This window comes from Microcoleus sp. Z1_B2 (genome assembly GCF_036700325.1).
In the GTDB taxonomy this organism is placed as follows: Bacteria; Cyanobacteriota; Cyanobacteriia; order Cyanobacteriales; family Microcoleaceae; genus Microcoleus.
In genome coordinates, this window is the sequence record NZ_JAUBOQ010000004.1 from 60,961 (window position 1) to 80,318 (window position 19,358).

Annotated in this window: 16 protein-coding genes and 1 pseudogene; 8 read left to right on the forward strand and 9 right to left on the reverse strand. The window is 43.1% G+C overall.

From position 1 onward, the window contains the following. Positions 1-130: 130 nt before the first annotated feature. The 3 genes from QT984_RS03245 to QT984_RS03255 all read left to right on the forward strand — a co-directional run bounded on the left by QT984_RS03245 (position 131) and on the right by QT984_RS03255 (position 3,233). Entirely contained in the window at positions 131-1,666 is a 1,536-nt protein-coding gene (locus tag QT984_RS03245) for an NAD(P)/FAD-dependent oxidoreductase (protein ID WP_333142782.1), read from the forward strand. Between the two features lie 66 nt (positions 1,667-1,732). Beyond that, the gene (locus QT984_RS03250) at positions 1,733-2,971 is read left to right on the forward strand and encodes an FAD-dependent oxidoreductase (protein ID WP_333142781.1); all 1,239 of its coding nucleotides are present in this window, start codon (positions 1,733-1,735) and stop codon (positions 2,969-2,971) included. Between the two features lie 40 nt (positions 2,972-3,011). After that, positions 3,012-3,233, forward strand: coding sequence for a hypothetical protein (locus QT984_RS03255; protein WP_333142780.1), 222 nt, complete (start codon positions 3,012-3,014; stop codon positions 3,231-3,233). 119 nt (positions 3,234-3,352) lie between these two features. Here the strand turns inward: QT984_RS03255 and QT984_RS03260 are convergent, their stop codons facing one another. Further along, positions 3,353-4,432 (reverse strand): GIY-YIG nuclease family protein, encoded by a 1,080-nt coding sequence (locus QT984_RS03260; protein WP_333313417.1) that lies wholly within the window; start codon positions 4,430-4,432, stop codon positions 3,353-3,355. Positions 4,433-4,868: 436 nt separating this feature from the next. Here QT984_RS03260 and QT984_RS03265 point away from each other — a divergent pair, with 436 nt between their 5' ends. The 4 genes from QT984_RS03265 (at position 4,869) to QT984_RS03280 (ending at position 9,165) form a co-directional block, all read left to right on the forward strand. Beyond that, positions 4,869-5,120, forward strand: coding sequence for a hypothetical protein (locus tag QT984_RS03265; RefSeq protein WP_333313415.1), 252 nt, complete (start codon positions 4,869-4,871; stop codon positions 5,118-5,120). 76 nt (positions 5,121-5,196) lie between these two features. Further along, positions 5,197-6,261: an ATP-binding protein gene (locus QT984_RS03270; RefSeq protein ID WP_333313413.1), complete on the forward strand. Its 1,065-nt coding sequence runs from the start codon at positions 5,197-5,199 to the stop codon at positions 6,259-6,261. Next, positions 6,254-8,896, forward strand: coding sequence for a S8 family peptidase (locus QT984_RS03275; protein WP_333313410.1), 2,643 nt, complete (start codon positions 6,254-6,256; stop codon positions 8,894-8,896). Before QT984_RS03270 ends, QT984_RS03275 begins: the two co-directional genes overlap by 8 nt. Before the next feature lie 59 nt (positions 8,897-8,955). Beyond that, entirely contained in the window at positions 8,956-9,165 is a 210-nt protein-coding gene (locus QT984_RS03280) for a hypothetical protein (protein WP_333313408.1), read from the forward strand. Positions 9,166-9,298: 133 nt separating this feature from the next. Here the strand turns inward: QT984_RS03280 and QT984_RS03285 are convergent, their stop codons facing one another. The 8 genes and pseudogenes from QT984_RS03285 to QT984_RS03320 form a co-directional block, all read right to left on the reverse strand. Next, entirely contained in the window at positions 9,299-10,273 is a 975-nt protein-coding gene (locus tag QT984_RS03285; RefSeq protein WP_333313406.1) for a hypothetical protein, read from the reverse strand. A gap of 197 nt (positions 10,274-10,470) precedes the next feature. Then, complete coding sequence (locus tag QT984_RS03290) at positions 10,471-10,665, reverse strand: heavy-metal-associated domain-containing protein (RefSeq protein WP_333313404.1); 195 nt, start codon at positions 10,663-10,665, stop codon at positions 10,471-10,473. A gap of 344 nt (positions 10,666-11,009) precedes the next feature. Continuing rightward, a complete protein-coding gene (locus QT984_RS03295) occupies positions 11,010-11,423 on the reverse strand; it encodes a heavy metal-responsive transcriptional regulator (protein ID WP_333313402.1) in 414 nt (137 codons plus the stop codon). Between the two features lie 178 nt (positions 11,424-11,601). Then, positions 11,602-12,579: a cupredoxin domain-containing protein gene (locus tag QT984_RS03300; RefSeq protein ID WP_333313400.1), complete on the reverse strand. Its 978-nt coding sequence runs from the start codon at positions 12,577-12,579 to the stop codon at positions 11,602-11,604. A gap of 259 nt (positions 12,580-12,838) precedes the next feature. After that, positions 12,839-15,097 (reverse strand): heavy metal translocating P-type ATPase, encoded by a 2,259-nt coding sequence (locus QT984_RS03305; protein ID WP_333313398.1) that lies wholly within the window; start codon positions 15,095-15,097, stop codon positions 12,839-12,841. Between the two features lie 45 nt (positions 15,098-15,142). Beyond that, positions 15,143-15,331, reverse strand: coding sequence for a cation transporter (locus QT984_RS03310; RefSeq protein ID WP_333313396.1), 189 nt, complete (start codon positions 15,329-15,331; stop codon positions 15,143-15,145). A 467-nt stretch (positions 15,332-15,798) separates the two neighbouring features. Further along, positions 15,799-16,501: pseudogene (locus QT984_RS03315) on the reverse strand (transposase); the annotation flags it as partial. 9 nt (positions 16,502-16,510) lie between these two features. After that, positions 16,511-17,815: an Nramp family divalent metal transporter gene (locus QT984_RS03320; RefSeq protein WP_333313394.1), complete on the reverse strand. Its 1,305-nt coding sequence runs from the start codon at positions 17,813-17,815 to the stop codon at positions 16,511-16,513. Positions 17,816-18,098: 283 nt separating this feature from the next. Here QT984_RS03320 and QT984_RS03325 point away from each other — a divergent pair, with 283 nt between their 5' ends. Continuing rightward, positions 18,099-19,346, forward strand: coding sequence for an ISL3 family transposase (locus QT984_RS03325; RefSeq protein ID WP_333312385.1), 1,248 nt, complete (start codon positions 18,099-18,101; stop codon positions 19,344-19,346). The last annotated feature ends 12 nt before the right edge of the window (positions 19,347-19,358 follow it).

A 19,358-nucleotide genomic window follows, 5' to 3' on the forward strand; every position in this document is an offset into this window, starting at 1 on the left:
TATCAGGCTAGTTAACCCGCTGTAATTGGTTCTAACTTCAATTTCAAAGCCTTTCACTGGATGTCTAATTCTGAGGCTACAGGCGCTACAGCGATCTTGTAAAGATGTTTATTGTTCGAGGGACTCTCTTATGAAACCGGATTACCTGATTATCGGCAGTGGTTTATCAGCATTGACCTTTGGTGCTTTGATGGCAAACTCCGGCAAGACTGTGCAAATCCTCGAAGCTCACGAGCATCCAGGGGGATTTGGGCATACGTTTACAATGGCTAAAAAGTATACATTCAATGCTCAATTTCACTACGTCTGGAACTGTGGTGAAGGGCAAACTGTCAATCAAGTGCTCAAAAAACTGGGCTTGGATAAGGAAGTAACTTTTGAACGTTATGACCCGGACGGCTTTGACCATATGCGAATGCCAGGGTATGCGATTGATATTCCGTCAGAGCCAGAAGAACTGATCCAGCGATTATCGGCTCTATTTCCGGCACATGGCGATCGCATTCGCCAATTCGTTAACGAAGTAGAAAAGACTGGCGTAGGCTTGAAAATAATTGCTCCTCCAATTAAGCCGATTAAATTACTCAAACACCCAAGTGAAGCATTATGTGCTTTCCAGCATCTCAACAGCACACTTCAAGATGTATTTGACAAGTTTCAGCTACCCCAAGCCGCTCAAACCCTATTGGCTCTGCAATGGCTTGATTTTTTATTACCTCCAAATCAACTCTCGTTTTATGCTTGGGTGGCATTGTTCCGAGGCTATCAAGCAGGTGCATTTTACCCAACCCAGCATTTTGAGGATGTGATTAATTCCTTAGTCAAGGTGATTGAATCACATGGGGGAGAGGTGTTGCTAAACCATGAAATCACGAATTTTAGAGTCACAGACAGAACGGTTACGGGAGTTCAGGCAATGGATCTCACCAATAATCAAACCTCCGAATTTACGGGTGATACGGTGATTTGCAATATTGACCCTCAAAGAGCCGCCAAGATGATCGGTGAGGAAAAGTTCTCCAAAACTGTGCGTCGAAAACTTAACTATGAATATTCGGCATCTAACTACATGGCGTATTGCGTCGTCAAGGATATCGACCTGCGAGACTATGGATTTGGCAAGTGGAACCTCGCCCATAGCGGGCATCAAGACCTGAATGAATCCTTCGCACAGATGTACGATCGCCATGACTTTTCTAATCCTAGTTTTGCGATCACAACGCCTACTTTACTGACGGAAGCGAGTCGAGATTGCCCAGAAGATTGCCAAATTGTGGAATTTCTCACAGTTGCCAATTACGGCTATTTCAAGCAATTGCGGGAGAGCGATCGCAAAGCTTACAACCAGAAGAAGCAAGAAATCTTGGATTCCATCCTGGATGTTGTGGAAAAACACTATGTGCCGAACTTTAGAAAGCACATGGTCTTCCATATTACGGGCAGCCCGACCACCAATGAACGCTTTTGCTGGTGTCCCAGTGGGAATTCTTACGGCTCCATTCTGACACCGCGCAATGTGGGTCTAGGGCGACTGAATCATGAAACCTCACTCAAGCAGTTCTATTTCTGTAATGCCTCATCTGGCTATCCAGGCTTTGCTGGCACAGTTTGGACGGGAGCATTGCTCTATCAACGATTATCGGGCGACGTGCTTTTAGACGACTAAACAGATGATGTCTACGACGAACTACGCCTACGCGCATTATCCATTTCATAAACTTAGAGGTCAATTATGAGAATCGCTGTTATTGGTGGCGGAGCTAGCGGCATGGCTACAGCCTACCTGCTTGATAAAGAAGGGCATCATGTCACCGTGTTTGAGCGGCAGCCCATGTTAGGAGGGCACATTCGGACATTGAACAAGAACGTGCAGCCGAACCAGTCCGATTGCGATGAAATTTTGGAAAGTGGAGTGCTCGAATTCCCGACTGTCTTTTACAACTTCATCGCGCTGATGCAAGAACTAGGGGTAGAACTAGAACCCGTCGATATTGGTTCAGCCATGTTTCTTAAAGATGGCAGCCACTTTCTATCGGCAGTCACGATCGAGAAGAACTTTGTAGGTGTCCACGGGCTGATCGAACAGTTACGCCTCGATACCATCTATGCCCGTTCTGCGGGATTATGGCTGAGAACGAAATTTGCTAACTTGCAAAATTTGTCCAATCGTCCGCTGTCGGAATATTTGCCAGGCTCCGGTAGCCGCGATACCTGGCTAAAGTTGTTGGTTATGTATAGCTATTCAATCCCATTTGAACTGATTGATGATTTTCCAGCAGAGTTGGCGATTCCGATGTTACGCGACTATCTCGCAGTCAACTGGGTCAGGGTTAAGGGCGGCGTGTATGCTTACATTGAAAAAATCCTGGAACGCTTTAAGGGTGAGATTTTGCTGAATGTAGAGATTGACCGTATTTCCAGAAGCTCGGATGCTGTGAAAATTGTGCGCTCGACGGGTGAAATTCAGGAGTTTGATAAAGTCGTGTTTGCTACGCCCCCTGACCAGGTGATGGCGCTGTTAGCTGACCCGACCGACGCTGAAACTAAACAGTTTTCCGGCTGGAAAGCCCACTATGCAACGACCTTAGTTCATAGAGATATTTCCATGTACGCCCGACATGGCGTTACACAACCCTCAGAATTTGATTTCTTCCAAAAGCCAGACAGTCGCTGGGGCTATAACGCCTGCCTAAATCAGCTTTGCGGTATCTCGTCGCCACAGCATAATTTTTTATCGTTCCAACTAGAGGAGTTGATTGCACCCGATCGCATCATTCACACTCAGGAACATCACACCCCACTCTACACCACTGAGTCGTTCCGCTATCGGGATGAAGTAGTTGCCACCAATGGCGAGAACAATACCTACCATGCGGGAGCCTACCTTGGCGATGGCTTGCATGAAGGAGCGATCGCTTCTGCCTTTCGAGTCGCTCAACTGATTGGGTCAAGCCTTGAGTCAGCTCCTTGACCCAAAACAAGGAACTAAATTTTTATTGAAGTGAGTAACTATGCGTTTCTCAATTCTGCCGACTCCTGCCAATTCTGAACTTTCGATCGCACAAGTCCGGGCGGCTCATCAGGCAGAGCTAGACGCGATCGCGCATTATTGTCGCCTAACGAGTTACCTTGCGGCGGCTCAAAATGCGCTCGATCTAAATGTTGATCTTTATGGCTCGCTCGATTGGGCATATCGAGAGATGGCCTTGCTTAATCAGGGTATGAAAAAATAACTTTAAAATCGAGAAGCTTTGTGATACTGGTTTCTATGATTTGCATATTTAGCCTTTCATACCGTAAATCAGCAACGCCGGATTAAAAAGTTTCTTTTTTCCAGAAAGTTGAAGTTGAGTCAGGACTTCAGGCCAATTCGAGGCGTGTGGCTCCAGTTCAGACCGATCGCATCCGACTCAACATCACTCAACACTTTTGCTTCCATCCCGTACAAATCATTCAGCACCGCCTTGACGTTCGGAAACGCAAAATACTCTGTCAGCTTGCCAATGCGATAATTAAAAGCTTTGTACCGGTGCTTGAAGTACAGCTCCACATTCCCCCGGTGTTCCCACAGTCCCAGCAAATTGACGGTCACATCCGAGTAATGCGCTTTCACATCCCGCTGCACTTCGGCGATGCGTTCCTCGATCGATCGAGTTGTTACCCCAATTTTATAGAAGCAGCTTTCGTCAGCTTTTACCTCAAGGAAGTAGAGCGAGTTCACCAGAATCCGACGAAGCTGTGCTCGATAAATCAGCAAATCAGCCCGCCGTTCATCCAAACAAGATAAACCCGCAGCTTCAGCAATCTCTACAGAGCCTTCCAACGAAGCCAGCTCCGACAGCAGCAAAGGTTCCTGGACTTTGTTGAACAGCGCCAGGGGAAGCGCGCCAACGGGGATTTTACCCAAGTCGGTAAAGTGATAAGTGCGATCGCCCGACGACTCCACCAATCCTTTGAGTTCCCACCGAAAGTTTACCAAGTCTTTGGGAATGGCGTAATTTTGTGCGCCGTACTCTTTCCACAGCACTTTCAATTGCTCTAATTCCTCACCTTTAAGTCGCACGTTGAAGTTATCGTAGAGGGGAAGCGATGGAAACGCTTTGGTTTTAATCCGCTGCGAAACGGGCTTGCAAGTTTCCCCGGTGTGCGCGAAGTGATGTTCTTTCACGGAACCCTTTTTCGCTGTGAGGGAGCCTCCGCAGTAGAGGCAAGCGAGGTTAGTTTTTCCGCGCACAACCTCATCAATGCTCGCCAGTTCTCCGCTGGGAGCAACACCAAATTTAAGCCACATAGTCAAAAGTTCTCCTAAAAGCAGGTTTTCGTAGATACACCTGCTCCACACGATCGAGAATTGTAACAAATCCAGGGGTGAGAACTTCTGGCGGGCGTGAGTAAAGCGATCGTCATTCCATTTGGGATGCGTGACTTTCATCCTTGCATCCACCAAAATCTAAAATCTAAAATCTAAAATCTAAAATTGCTCGTCACCAATCGGGAATTTCTTCAGTCCGAGTTTGATAGGTATTGTGACAGTTGCTCTCTCGCTAACGGCACAGCGGGCAATTCATGCTCTAATCCGCTACTTGGTTCAAGACGGGACTGGACAAAATTAGCCCGTTCCTTCGCTGACTGTCATACAGCGCGATCGCACAAATTTGTCTGGTAAGCACGATTATGCTTTGCTTCGGCTGCTGTGGGGTAATGCTTTGAGACTAAACAACCGGGGCCGCCACCAACAAGACGTTACCGAAATGCTTGCCTCTATGTTTTGAATGTTTTTACTGGCTTGGATCAGTAATTCGTTGATTAGAGCTTGTTTTTGCCTGCGAGCAAGTCCTAGATTTTGCGGCATTGGCGACGATAGAGTATTGGCTGTCAGTGGTTTTACGTTTGAGGTGGCTAGAGAAGTTCTAAAAACTCTCCAGGAGAAGTATCCGGGGCTTTTGAGCGATCGGGAGCCAAAACGTTTAATTTTCGTTAAAGAACCACAGGAACGAGTGGCCAAGCTGGTAGAGTTCGAGCTGGAGAAAGTCGTCGCAGCTTGGGCTAAGGGTAAGTTTGTAGTACCGGTTTGGTTAGATGTGATTTATGGGCGGTTGCGTGAGAGAGTGAAGGGGTAAAGTGCGATCGCTCGAACTGGTGGACTTTGATTGGTTGAAATAGTACAATGGTACTATATAGTAGCAAATCAGCAAAATGAAAGGAGACGTGCTTAAACGGCTATTTAGAGCGATCGCCAGTGAAGATAAAACGGCGATCCAAAGTATGCTATCTGTAGTCGTTGAGGAAGAACGTAAAAAAGGACACACCCTCCTAGCTGAACAACTCCAAAATATTACCCACAAAAGTAATTCTCAATCTTCTCGTATCCCTCCTGAGATTCCAGCACTTTCACATAAGCTCTCTCGTGATGCAATTACTTCTGCACCTTCTAGCGGTGTTCTTTCAAAGACACATGATACTCACTCCCTAACCTTGCTATCGAGCAAGCAACGTTTTAACCATCCCTTTATTGTTACGGTTCCTAGAGAGCGTTTACGACACCATATGATTCTTTCAGATGCTGTGGAAGATCGTTTTCGTCGTATAGAAAAAGAATATGTTGCACGTGACCGACTAGCTCATCATGGTTTACGCTACCGCCAAAAAATACTACTCTATGGTACTCCGGGGTGCGGTAAAACTATGGGAGCCGAACGTCTAGCTTGGAATACAGGACTTACTCTCGTAAAAGTACGTTTTGATGCAATGGTTTCTTCCTTTTTAGGGGAAACTGCAACCAATTTGCGCGAAGTATTTGAAACAGTCTCTCAAACTCCTTGTTTGTTATTTATTGATGAATGCGATGCGATCGCTAAATCACGGGAAGACGTTCAGGAAGTAGGAGAAATCAAGCGAGTGGTTAATACTTTTTTACAACTACTTGATGAATATGAAGCCTCAAATGGATTGCTTGTTGCAGCCACAAATTTAACTAAATTTCTGGATGAAGCTGTATGGCGACGATTTGATGATGTCATCGAAGTGCCAAAACCAACACCGACAGAAATTGAGGCTATTTTGAAACAGACACTTTCTTCGGTAGAATTGGGTATAATCGACTGGAGAAATATTGTGCTGAAATTAGACAAACTTTCAGCAGCACAAATTGTTCGAGTTGCTCAAGATGCGGCTAAACGCGCCATCCTTGATCGAGAAGAACTTGTCATCCAAGAGCACTTAGAGGCATCTATTCAAGACGTTATAATTTCCCATGTCTGAACAATTAAATCAATTTTCTCATTTACCTCTACGTTTGACTAATGAAGGAACTGCTACGCCATCTTCCGGAGGTGCGAAAAAAACCTCTACAACAACGCTGGCTAATAAAGGTGATGTAGGTGGACATAGTAGCAAGTTAAATTCTTCTATTTCATCTATTGTCTCAAATTGGGAGAAAGAACGCGAAAAACGCGAGGAAGATTGTAAGCCTAATCTGCCAGATGCAATTTCATTCATTTTACAAGTAGATCCTAATTTATTTGATGCAGATGCCCTGAAAAGTTTCGGGATTGAAATAGTTGCTGATCTAGAGGAGGGCTACATTATTGGAGCTTCAGCAGATATAAAACTCTCGGAACTCAGAAAAAAGATTCAGCAATTTATTGAGTCTGAGCATGGGGGCGGCAAAGTTCCAGAAATATGGGAAATTTTGGAGGGGACTCAACGACCAGAATATATCCTTTCCCCTAGCCTTAAAGAACAGTGGGGTCAGATTTTAGATCATCAAGAATATATTGTAGATGTAGGTATTTCTTGCATCAACATTCAAGAACAATATTCGAGATGCCCCAAGCGGGAACGTTTTCATAACGATGACAAGTATCTGAAAAGCATTAATAAATGGTTAGATAAACATAATCTCACATCTGAAGAATGGGATGATCTTTATTGGGTAAGAGAACAGCAATTTCAAAAATTTATTCAAGATCCACTATATCGTGGAAAAATTTTGAAGTCCAGTCCAGGTAATGAAATGGGTATTTCACGCCTACCCGATAGCTTTTCCTGCCGAATTCGCATACTTGGTAAAGGTCTGAAGGATCTTGTCCTCAACTTTCCATATATATTCGATGTCAGTGAAATCGATGAATTTATCGCTCCATCCGTTACACCTAATAACTCTGAATCAGATCGGGAACAGTTTGAATTACAAGCACCTGATCCAAACGCACCCAAAGTTTGTATTATAGACAGTGGTATTCAAGAAATTCACCCTAAACTGAAAGTTGCGATTGACTCTAATCTCTCTACATCTTGGGTACCTGGAGAAACGAATATGACTGCTGATTATTGTAAATATGGTGGACATGGCACTAGAGTTGCAGGAGCAGTTTTATATCCACGAGGCATTCCTCAAACAGGTCGTCAGCAGGCAGTGTGTTGGCTTCAAAATGCTAGAATTCTCAATGCGGAAAACGAACTACCTAAAGGGTTTTTCCCGCCTAACGTTTTAGAAGAAATTGTGGAGATTTATTATCGCCAAACTAGAACACGAATTTATAACCACTCAGTAGCTGCAATTTCCCCATGTCGCACCCAATCAATGACTCCTTGGGCAGCAGCTATCGATAAACTAAGTTGGGAAAATGATGTTCTCTTCATTGTTGCGGCGGGCAATATTGAAGCAAAGTCCAACTATGTGACGCGCCCTTCAATTTACGCTCACATACAAGCTGGTCGTAACTATCCACAATATCTGCTGCAACCCTCTGCACGGGTCGCTAACCCAGCACAGAGTTTTCAAGCTCTAACTGTTGGCTCTGTTGCTCATTGTACCTACAATAAGCCGCCTCTAAGGTCGATAGCAGAAGAGAATTATCCTTCTTCTTTCTCCTGTTCTGGCCCAGGCATTTGGGATACTATTAAACCAGAAGTGGTTGAATATGGTGGGGACTATGTGATTGACTCACCAACTTCACCAAATTTCACTACACCAGAATCAGTTAGTCCAGAATTAATTCGTTCAACCCGTGATAGTGGTAAAGCTGTTAGTGCCGATGCCGTAGGGACATCATTTGCTGCTCCTAAAGTTACACATATCGCTGCCGCATTAGCAGCAGCATTACCTCAAGAAAGCACACTGCTTTACCGCGCACTCATCGTTCAATCAGCACGGTTACCAGCTTGGACGAATAATTCGGAGACTAATTTATATCATGCCATTCGGACTATGGGTTATGGAATTCCAGATATCTATCGCGCCCTTGGCAATTCCCTAAATCGTGTAACGCTGACAACTAGAGGGACAGAACGCATTAAAGCTCGACAAGCCAAGGTTTATCAAGTAAAAGTGCCAGAAAATTTCCTACCTCAAGGGGAAGGATTTGACATTCTGATTGAAATTACCCTTTCTTATGTGGCTGAACCTCGTCGTACCCGACGTAACTGTAGGAAATATCTATCAACTTGGTTAGATTGGACTTGTAGCAAACGGGAAGAAGATCCCAAGCGTTTTCTAGCTCAAGTTCTCGAAGACTATGATGCACCAGAAGAAACCGAGAAAGATAACGAGCTATTCCAATGGACATTGGGAAAAAGACAGTTAGGCAAAGGCCAAACACGAGCAAATGGCATTGATGGCATAGTAAAGGAACTGTCTCGAAGGAGAGGAACTGTTCAGAAAGATTGGGCGACTGTAAAGTCTTATGAGCTACCCAAAAGCTTCTGTATTGCTGTAGTTGGACATACAGGATGGAACCAAAATAGCAATGCTGACGTACCTTTTGCTCTGGCTGTTAGTTTTGAAGCAGTAAATTCAAGTATCGATGTATATGGCTCGTTTGTTGAAGCTGAGGTGAAAGCAGGTACTGAAGTTAAATTGCAGGAGAAAATACAAATTCAGCAATCAGTCTAAAAAGCTCAGGCTAGCTATGAACTCCGAGCTTTCTACAATTTGGCTGGTTTGCACCGACAATGTTTTTACAGGCGTTGGCGGCGGTTGCTGAACTGTTGCTGGAGGTGATTGATTACTCGGAGCAAAAACGCGCCACAGTCCAATCCCTCCACCGCCCACAAGGAGCAACACGAGCAATAACCAAGGGGACGATCGCCGACAAGAAGCGGACTCTGAATGGATTTGTAGATTGGTGTTTGAAGAAGGTTGTAATTCAGATGATTCCATAGTTTACTCATGATTTATCGCCAAGGAGTTTTGCTATCAACCACCAGTAGTTAGCTGATAGCAAAATGTTTAGAAATCAAGCATTTGAAACAAAAATCTGTTTCTCTGCTTCAGAAACAAAAAATGCGAGTATAATTATTCCACGTTTACCCAAAAATCAGCCGTGACAATTTGACCATTACGATTGAACTGCCCCCAAAGCTTATATTTTCCTGGTTGGGGGAAACTGGTCATAAAGTGAACCTCTCCTGCTGGAGTATCTTTCAAGGCATGAGCATGAATATAGTCGGCTTTTGTCAACGGTGATGACTGCTTGAGGATAACTAAGTGTCCTCTTTCGCCTAAATAGGGCTGTAAATCGTTCAGCGGTTGGTTGCTACTAGCATCTTGCAAATTGAAAATTAAGTTAACTCCTTGTCCTGGTTTTATTTGAGGTTGAGAAAACGTGAGGTTAGCCTTAGTATTTCCCAAAGTTTTGGTGGTAGCCATGTCAACTTTCGATCGAGCTAAAGCTTGACCCGGAACTTGCATTTTTAAGACAGAAACTTGTTCTGCATTTTTTGCTGGTTTGTAATCACTGAACAGCGTGTAACCACCTGAGCCGGGAAAATCGGTTTGAACTTCAAAGCGTCCATTTCCTTTATAGGTGGGGTGAATATGATTAAAATATTGTAGATCATCGCTAACGACAATCAGGTGCATTAATTGTTCTTGGAATTTATCAAAATCAGCAATAGACTTTCCTTCTTTGTTTTGGACTTCAATTACCAAAGGTACGGGAGTTTTGGGCGCGATATTGGAGGGAACTGTCAGCTTAGCGATAGCATTCCCAGGTTCGGCATCTGAATATCCCGAATGACCACCATCATGATGTTGTTTTCCAGCGTCATGGGTTTTGGAATCCTCCATATTATGACCCTCATGAGGATTTTTATTAGCTGCTGATGTTTGGGAATTATCCATTACATGACCCTCGTGAGAACTGGTATCTGCCACTTGTGAGCCAGAAGAAGTTGATGTTTCGCCAGATTTCGTGCTTGAGGGTGAGAAGCAACCTTGAACTAGGATGAGAGTTGAAGTAATAGCAATTGCAGTTAAAAATGGCTTCATTGTTTTCTCCAGTTAGTAAACTTGAGGTTGTCGATTTATCAGGGGTTTAGACTTTGCTGTTCTCGTTTGGAGTTTTTAGTTAAGGGCATTCTTGTAAATGAATCCTCTAAACTACTGATAAACTCCAGAGTTAAGATGAATATTTAGGATTGGCGGCTAGCCAAAGCTAACCGCTGGCATGAAAAAAACTAAAAGGTTTACACGGATGGATAGCCAGCCGCAGCTATTGCTTCTTTGATTGCTGTTTCGGAGGCTAGAGTTTCTATGCTGACAAGTTTGGTTTTTGGATTGGCTTGAACCGAGGCAGTAGAATCAAGCGTTTGAATAACTTTGGTGATAGCATTCACGCAAGCAGAACAAGCCAGTTTAGGAACAGTTAGTTGCAGTACCATAGTTTTCAATTTCTAATCGATGGTGATTAATGGGTGAACTTTGTTGAGTAAATCAATCGTGAACTTACTCAACCTAATAACAGCTTAAATTCTCTATTCGACTGGAGAGTCAAGGGGGTAGCGAAAAAAATTTGACAAATTTTTTCAGAATAAATCGACATATAAGTAGGCAGGCAGAAAATATATAAACCCTGATTTTTTCTTGACCATAACTGTTGGACTTGCCTTAATCAGTGTATGGGGCCGTTGTCTTGAGCGATATTATTTTTTGATAAAAAACCAGTGTGTCAACTTCTATAACCTCCGTTGACACACCGATCGAAACAATTAAGTTAGAGAAGAATTTACTTTTTTTGAATCAGAGGACAAATGATGGAATCAACCTTTTCTAGTAAGGTGGGCGCACCTGAAAGTAATCCTTCCAACTCTAGTTTGAGGATAAGTAGTTGCTGAATTTGTAGATCGATAGCGAGCAGTTTATCATGCAACTGGACTTTGATGTGTTCACAAGGCAACTCTCCTCCATCGTGAACCGTCAATAATTCTTGAATCTCGGCTAAAGTTAATCCCAAAGTTTGGGCGCGTTTAATAAAGCTTAGCCGAGTCAAAATATCAGAATTAAATAATCTATATTTCCCCTCGGTTCTGCCTGATGCCTTGATTAAACCGAGTTCCTCATAGTAGCGAATGGTTTTGATCGGTACACCGCTTTCTTTCGCAACTAAACCAATGAGTTTTTGCTTTTCTTGAACTAACATACTCATTTCCTCTACTGAATCCAACTCTAAGCTTATGATAAACTATCCAGTCGAGTGGAGAGTCAAGAGGGGCTAGACATTTTTTTGAATGACAGAGTGGCGATCGCCTGAATGTCGCAACTTTGGGTAGCAGTAGGCGTTTCGACAAACCATTCGAGCGATCGCACTTGGTTGACGGTCAGTTATTTAAGGCCTGAGCAGCCATTTCATCTGGGTCAGAGACGTTAGCTGCTTGCACTTCTATGGTACCGCGAAACATATTCATGCCACAACTAAAAGTGTGGTTTCCTACGTCTTCGGGAGTGAATTCAATGGTTGTTACTTGATTCAAAGACAAATCGGTAGCAATGCCAAAATCGGGAATCAGCACTTTCGCTAAACAAGCACTAGAAGTTTCACGTAAAAAGTGGAGTTGAACGGGTTTACCTGCTTTAACTACCAGATGATTGGGCGTGTAGCCTTTGTTAACAATGATAGTCACTTTCTGGAGGCCCTGGTCAACAGTTGGATTAATTTGCATAGCTTCAGCGTCAATTCTTGTTTCCGGCTGATGTGTTGACATGGATGAATTGAACTGGGATTCTGTGAGTGTTTGAGATTCCTCAAACCCCGTTGATGCAAGTTGTTGGTCTTCGGTGGCGATAATTTCGCCTCGAAACATATTCATGCCACAGCTAAAGACATAACTGCCAGCTTTTTTAGGTGTGAATTCAACAGAGGTTACTTGATTCAGATGCAAATCTGCTGCAATATGAAAATCGGGAATTAAGACTTGTTCCAAACAACTGCTAGGATCTTGGCGGTGAAAGTTAAGACGCACTGGTTGTCCAGCTTGCACAACAACGCGGCTGGGTTCATAACCACCATCAACGGTGACGGTTACTTCTTGAATTCCTCCACTGGCTGTAACTGCTTTCTGAGATTTGGGTTTGCTAAGGAGAAACCACCAAAGTTCTAAACTAATTAATCCCATTCCAGCCAGAGTAACTAAAATCTTGTTACTTAAGGGTTGTTCAATGCGATGAAACTGACTTCTTTGCTGTGTTTGAGTTGGGTGTGTTTCATGGGTATTTTGCGCTATTCCTTCACCAGATAACATTCCTAGTACAACCCCGAGACTAGCAATAGTACCGATAATTGTTGTTTTGCCGCTCATTTAAAAACCTCCTAAAAAATACACAAGATTATGGGAGTAAGAGCGGGTTTTGAACAAAGGTATTGAGTAAATTTCCTTCGTGATTGACAAAACCCGCGCTATCGTTCGATGTTTCATTCATCAGAGTGCAAAAATAGGCTACGTTAACACTCCAAAAATTGAACCGGAAATTACCCCAAGCAGAAATCCAAATCCTGCTAATGTTCCTAGAAATGTAAGTTGCTTGTTCATCATTATTCCCTCTTAAGCAAGAATCAAATTAGCCAACATTTTTGGGTCGAAAGTTACGTAGACGCAACGCATTTGTTACTACAGAAACGGAACTAAATGCCATTGCTGCCCCGGCAATAATTGGATTGAGGAGCCATCCAAAAATCGGGAAAAGAATTCCGGCGGCGATGGGAATGCCTGCCACATTGTAGACAAAGGCAAAAAACAGATTTTGTTTGATATTTTGGATCGTAGCGCGAGACAGTTGGATAGCAGTAACAATGCCCTGTAAGTCACCAGAAATTAGAGTGATATCGCTAGCTGCGATCGCGACATCTGTTCCTGTGCCAATTGCCATGCCTACGTCAGCTTGAGCAAGTGCAGGTGCATCATTGATTCCATCCCCCACCATTGCGACAATTTTTCCCTCTGCCTGAAGATTTTCGATTTGAGCGACTTTTTGATCGGGACGAACTTCTGCAATAACTCGTTTGATGCCGACTTCTCGCGCTATGACTTCTGCCGTGCGACGGTTATCACCTGTTAGCATTACCACTTCTAATCCCATCTTTTGTAAAGTGCCAATTGCGACAACAGAAGATGGTTTCACGGCATCGGCAATGCCCATAATTCCTTCTACTTTGCCATTTACGGCAATCCAGATAACCGTCTTACCGAGATATTCCAATCGATCCCACGGTGGCTGCAAACTACTGGTATCAATTCCCAATTCATTCATCCAACGATGAGTTCCAATTTGCACCCATTGATTGGATACATACCCTTGCACACCACTGCCTGCGTGAGCCTCGAACTGCCGTGAATCCGTCAACTCCACTCCTTGAGATTGGGCATATTGCACCACCGCTTCTGCCAGAGGATGTTCTGAATTCCGTTCGACGGATGCAGCGAGGCGCAGAAGTTTTAGCTCGTTACCATTGGCGGTACCATTAACCGTTATAAACTCCGTTACAGTGGGTTTACCTTGGGTAATCGTGCCTGTTTTGTCTAAAACAACAGTTTGCAGTTTGTGCGCCAGTTCTAAACTATCTGCACCTTTAATCAAAATTCCGTTTTCTGCCCCTTTACCTGTACCCACCATGATCGAGGTTGGCGTGGCTAAGCCAAGCGCACAGGGACAAGCAATAATCAGCACGCCCACGGTGGTAATCAATGCCATTGTGACGTTGCCCATGATGTTGTACCAGATGACGAAGGTAGCGATCGCAATGGCAATCACAACAGGGACAAACAATCCCGTAACGCGATCGGCTAATCGCTGAATCGGTGCCTTGGAGCCTTGCGCTTGCTGCACCAGTTTAACGATTTGCGCCAAAAACGTATCTTTACCCACCCGTGTGGCTCGGAATTTGAAGCTTCCAGTCTTGTTAATAGTCGCTCCAATCACTTCATCACCAGGCTGCTTTTTTACGGGTACACTTTCACCCGTCACCATTGCCTCATCAATCGTTGAAGAGCCATCAATAATCTCGCCATCCACGGGAATCTTTTCACCCGGGCGAACTAGAATGACATCTCCCAACACTACCTCAGCGATGGGAATGTCCACCTCTCGTCCATTACGAATTACCCGCGCCGTTTTTGCCTGCAAACCCATAAGAGAACGGATTGCTTCTGAGGTTTGTCCCTTAGCGCGATTTTCCAACAGTCGTCCTAGCAAGAGCAATGCAATAATTACAGATGCCGCTTCAAAGTACACATCTGGTTTAAGACCCTGACTGATAAACCACTGGGGAAAGAAGGTGGGAAATAAAGAATAGAGGTAAGCTGCCCCTGTCCCGATCGCTACTAGCGTATCCATTGTCGCGGTATGACGCTTCAAGGCTTTCCAGGCATTGATGTAGAAAGACCTACCCGCCCAAAACAATACTGGAGTAGTGAGTACAAGTTGTAGCCAGGGATGGTGCAGCCACATGGGAATCAAGGGAATAGGCAATCCCGTCATCGCAGGCAGCGAGCCAATCACGATAACGGCGCTGATAATACCGCTAACCCACACCTTGCGGGTCAAGTCCTGATTTTCACTTTGCCGCGCCTGCCGTTCTGCATCATCTTCTGGGGCAAGTACATCATCTTGCATCGGCAGAGCAGAATATCCAGCCGCATCCACGGCATCCTGAATCGCTGCTACATCAGTTTGGCTGGGATTATATGTAACGCTGGCTTGTTCAGCTCCAAAGTTAACATTGCACGTCTCAACTCCCGGAACTGAGCGGATTGCCCCTTCGATGTTACTTGCACAAGAGGCACAACTCATGCCTCGCAGTTTCATAGTGGCGTTTTCCATACAAAACCTCCTTATTTTCATCCTTAATATGGGTCTGAGAAATCTTTAGTGACAGGTAACGGGATAACCTGCCGCTGTAATTGCCTCTGTAACGGCGGCTTCAGATGCTTGAGTTTGGATATTGACCAGTTTGGTCTTGGTCTTGGGAGCTGCCTGAACATTTGCTGCGGCATTTACTGTGTTGATGGCTTTGGTAATGGTTTCGCCACAAGCTGAACACGCCATGTTAAGCACTTTTAGCTGTAGTCATGGTTGTATTTTTCCTTTCCTTTGAGGGGTTAATCCTATCTTGCAGTATCCAGTCCACTGGAGTGTCAAGGGGGAATGAAAAGAAATTTTTGAGAACCTCTAAAAAGGAGAAATCAACACCCTGGACACCACGCTCCGCTGTCTCTTGAATCCCTAGGGCGTGTTTTCAAAGTCGGTGTATCCTAGATTGGGGCGACGATCGCACGCAGGGAGTCATGCTTCCCTTCAATCAAGGCCAAGTGTGCACCTGTCCCTCCTGCGCCAATACGGTTCAGTTAAGGGCTATGCAGTGCTTAAAACAATAAATACAGGAGGATTGATTATTATTCCAGTACCTCTGTGTTTAACTTGTTTAGAGCGAAATTTTGAGACAGGCTTTTTCACAACTCTTGGGTTGTTTCTATGAACCCTTTCAGGTAGAAGTTGGTCAAATATCTCCCAAGTTAACCAATTCAAAAAAATGGAAGTTCCTGTGGTTGTAATCGCTGGAATGTTGGCGCAGAACACGACGAATAACTCGTAATGTTCCAGTAAAAGAAAGACGCAATGGTGAAACACCTGCGCTGCTTGCTGCTTGAATAATTAATGACCTTACAGCTCTTCGGTCGTAGTAGTAAACCATAAATTTCTTGTACCACTTCTTTCGGTCTTTGAGAACGAATATGATTTTTTCGTCCCCATAAATGTAGTTTGAGTTCATCAATAGTATTCTCGACTTCCCAACGTTGATGATATTCACCAGCAAGTGACGGGGATGGAAAATTGTCAGCGTCCAACAAGCTGGTAATTAAACGATATCTAATTTGTGCTTCTGGGCGGTCGTAATTCTCAATTGTGTACTCAATTACTTACCTGTATTGGCTTAAATCCTTTTTTTCTTAGTTTGCCTGATGGATAAATCCAACTCAAATATGAACCATCATCTAATAGTGTTTCGTTTAAGAATTTAACGTTGGATGGAATTCACCCCAAATACTCACAACCTTTGCTGAATGTGGCTTTTACCATCGCATAAGAATGTAAGCCTCTATCTCACATCAATAGCATTCCTGGCGTTACTGAGCGTAATAACTTTAACGATCTTACTCTTTCTCCCATTTTATATGGACACATTAAGGCATCAAATATTAAATGTGTTCCTGCCTCTACCGCAATCGCAGATTACTAAAAAATAGTCTGCAATAACAGCCAACTATTTAATCCTACTATAATACTAGCCACTAACCAAGCTAAGGCTTTCAGCCAAAATGGATTCACAAACTCTCCCATTAAGTTGCGGTTTGAGGTAAACATTACCAAGGGAATTACTGCAAAGGGTAATTGCAAACTGAGAATCACTTGACTGAAAACCAGTAAATTAGTTGTACTGCCTTCACCAAACAAGATAATTGTGATCAAGGCCGGTACAATTGCAATCAGTCGAGTCAGCAAGCGCCGCAACCAAGGTCGCAGCCGAAAATTGAGAAACCCTTCCATCACAATCTGTCCTGCTAGAGTGGCAGTCAAGGTTGAATTCTGCCCCGAAGCCAATAAAGCAAAGGCAAAAATTGCACTAGCAGAACCCACACCCAGCACCGGAGAAAGCAGTTTGTAAGCATCTTGAATTTCTGCTACTTCTTGATAGCCGGAAAAGTGAAAAGTGGCAGCAGACAATATCAGAATTGCGGAATTAATAAACAAAGCTATTGACAGCGCTACGGTAGAATCTATTGTGCCAAATTTAATTGCTTCCCATTTTTTATCAGAAGCTTCTTCCCAAGAGCGAGTTTGCACGATCGATGAATGCAAGTAAAGATTGTGCGGCATCACAGTTGCCCCTAAAATACCAACCGCAATATAAAGCATTGCCTGATTTTGCAAAATCTCTAGGCTGGGAACATAACCGAGTAAAACTCCTCCGGCATCAGGTTTTGCAAAAATCATTTCGGCAATAAAACAACCGCCAATAATTGCAATAATCGTAATCACCAAAGCTTCGATATAACGAAAGCCTTTTCCTTGTAAAAATAACACCATTATTACATCTAGCGCAGTGATGCACACTCCCCAAACTAAGGGAATGCCAAATAGCAATTGCAGTCCGATCGCACTACCAACAAGTTCCGCTAAATCGCAAGCAGAAATAGCAATTTCACAAAGTATCCACAGCAAAAAACTGACTCGCGGACTGAAGTAATCTCGACAAGCTTGTGCCAAATCTCGTCCCGTTGCCACTCCCAAACGCACGCAGAGTGATTGCAGCAAAATTGCCATCAAATTAGATAGCAAAATCACACTTAATAGCGCATAGCCAAACTTTGCTCCCCCCGCTAAGTCAGTCGCCCAGTTTCCCGGGTCCATGTAACCCACTGAAACCAAATATCCAGGCCCTGCGTAGGCCAGCATTTTACGCCAGAAACCTTTGCTGTTGGGAACCGGGATGCTGCGGTGGACTTCAGGAAGGCTGGGTCTGTTTTCCGGGGGAGTCATTGGTTTTATTGTTAAATTATTTTCATATTGTTTTCATAATCTCACAAATTCCGTTAAATTTCATCAGTCGTATGGCTCAAAATGCGCCAAAGTTGCAAGAAATATGAAGTTGTGTATTTTGGTTCTTCCTTACTTACTATGCTAAATCAATAGTTAAAGGCGTAAAATCAATTTAACAAATATGTCAAAATGTAAACCAAGTCCTTGTCAGGCTTGACATTTCAGCTAATTTGATTGTTAACTATAAAATAGTTACAATATTTTTGGGGAGCAAATTATAGTCATGACCACAAAAAAGGGTACTAAATTTCTAACAGAGCTACTGAATATACAAGGAATTAAAGTAACTCAAATGACTCAAGTACCGTACATAGGAATAATCTTACAAGTTGAGTCAATCCATAAAGAAAGTCATTGTCATAGATGCGGTACAAAAAGTAATAGATTACATCAAAACCATCGATACTTAGTAAAAGATTTCTCCTGGGGAGAAAAGCTAGTATTTTTAGAAATAAACAGACGACAATTTAAATGTAAAAAATGTGGCAAACCATTTAGCGAGAAATTGGACTTTGTAAATAACCGAAGAACTTATACAAAACGACTAGCCGATACAATTATTAAGTCTGTCTTGTCAAGTGATATCAATAATGTAGCCAAAGAAGGAGTAGTAACAACAGAAGAAATAGAAAGAATGTTGTCAGATGCCTCACAAGAATTATCGTCAAAACCATCAGGCTTAAAAAAGCTAGGAATTGATGAAATAGCGTTAACTAAAGGTCAAGGAAATTACTGTGCGGTATTAACGGATTTATCAACATCTAAATTAATTACGATTATCAAGGGAAGAAAACAAGAAGACATTGAGCCAGTCCTTAATTCATGGGGATTAGAGGTTTTAGAACAAATAGAAGAAGTAAGTATAGATTTATGGAAAGGTTACAAAACCTTAGTAGAAAAACTCATGCCAAATGCTCAAGTAGTAGCGGACAGATTTCATGTAATGGTACAAGTCAATAAGGAATTAGATAGAGAAAGAAAGCGTGAAAGAAGGGAAATCATAGATTTAAGTAATAAATCTAAATCACCTCAAAGAATAGCAGAATATAAAGAGATATTAGACGGATTGAATGGCAGCAAATATGCGTTACTAAAGAATGAAGAGAGTTTAAAAGAAAAGCAAAAGAGCAAATTAATGTCAGTTAAAAAAGTGTGTCCTCGGCTAGCAATAATGCATAAATTAAAAGAAGAATTCCGACAAATATTTGAAAATAGAAAAACTAATTGGTTGAGGGCATTATTGAGAATTGGGAGCTGGCAGCAAAGAGCAAAAAAATATTTTAGTTCCACTGTAAATACTATCACTAATTGGATCGAGGAAATAATTGCTTACTTTGATAATAGGACAACAAGTGGTGCAGTTGAGGGTGTAAATAACAAGCTTAAGTTAATAAAACGTTCGGCCTATGGCTTTAGGAATTTTGAAAATTACAAAAATAGATGTTTGCTTACTTGGCATTTTAACTGTTAGTTTAGCATACCA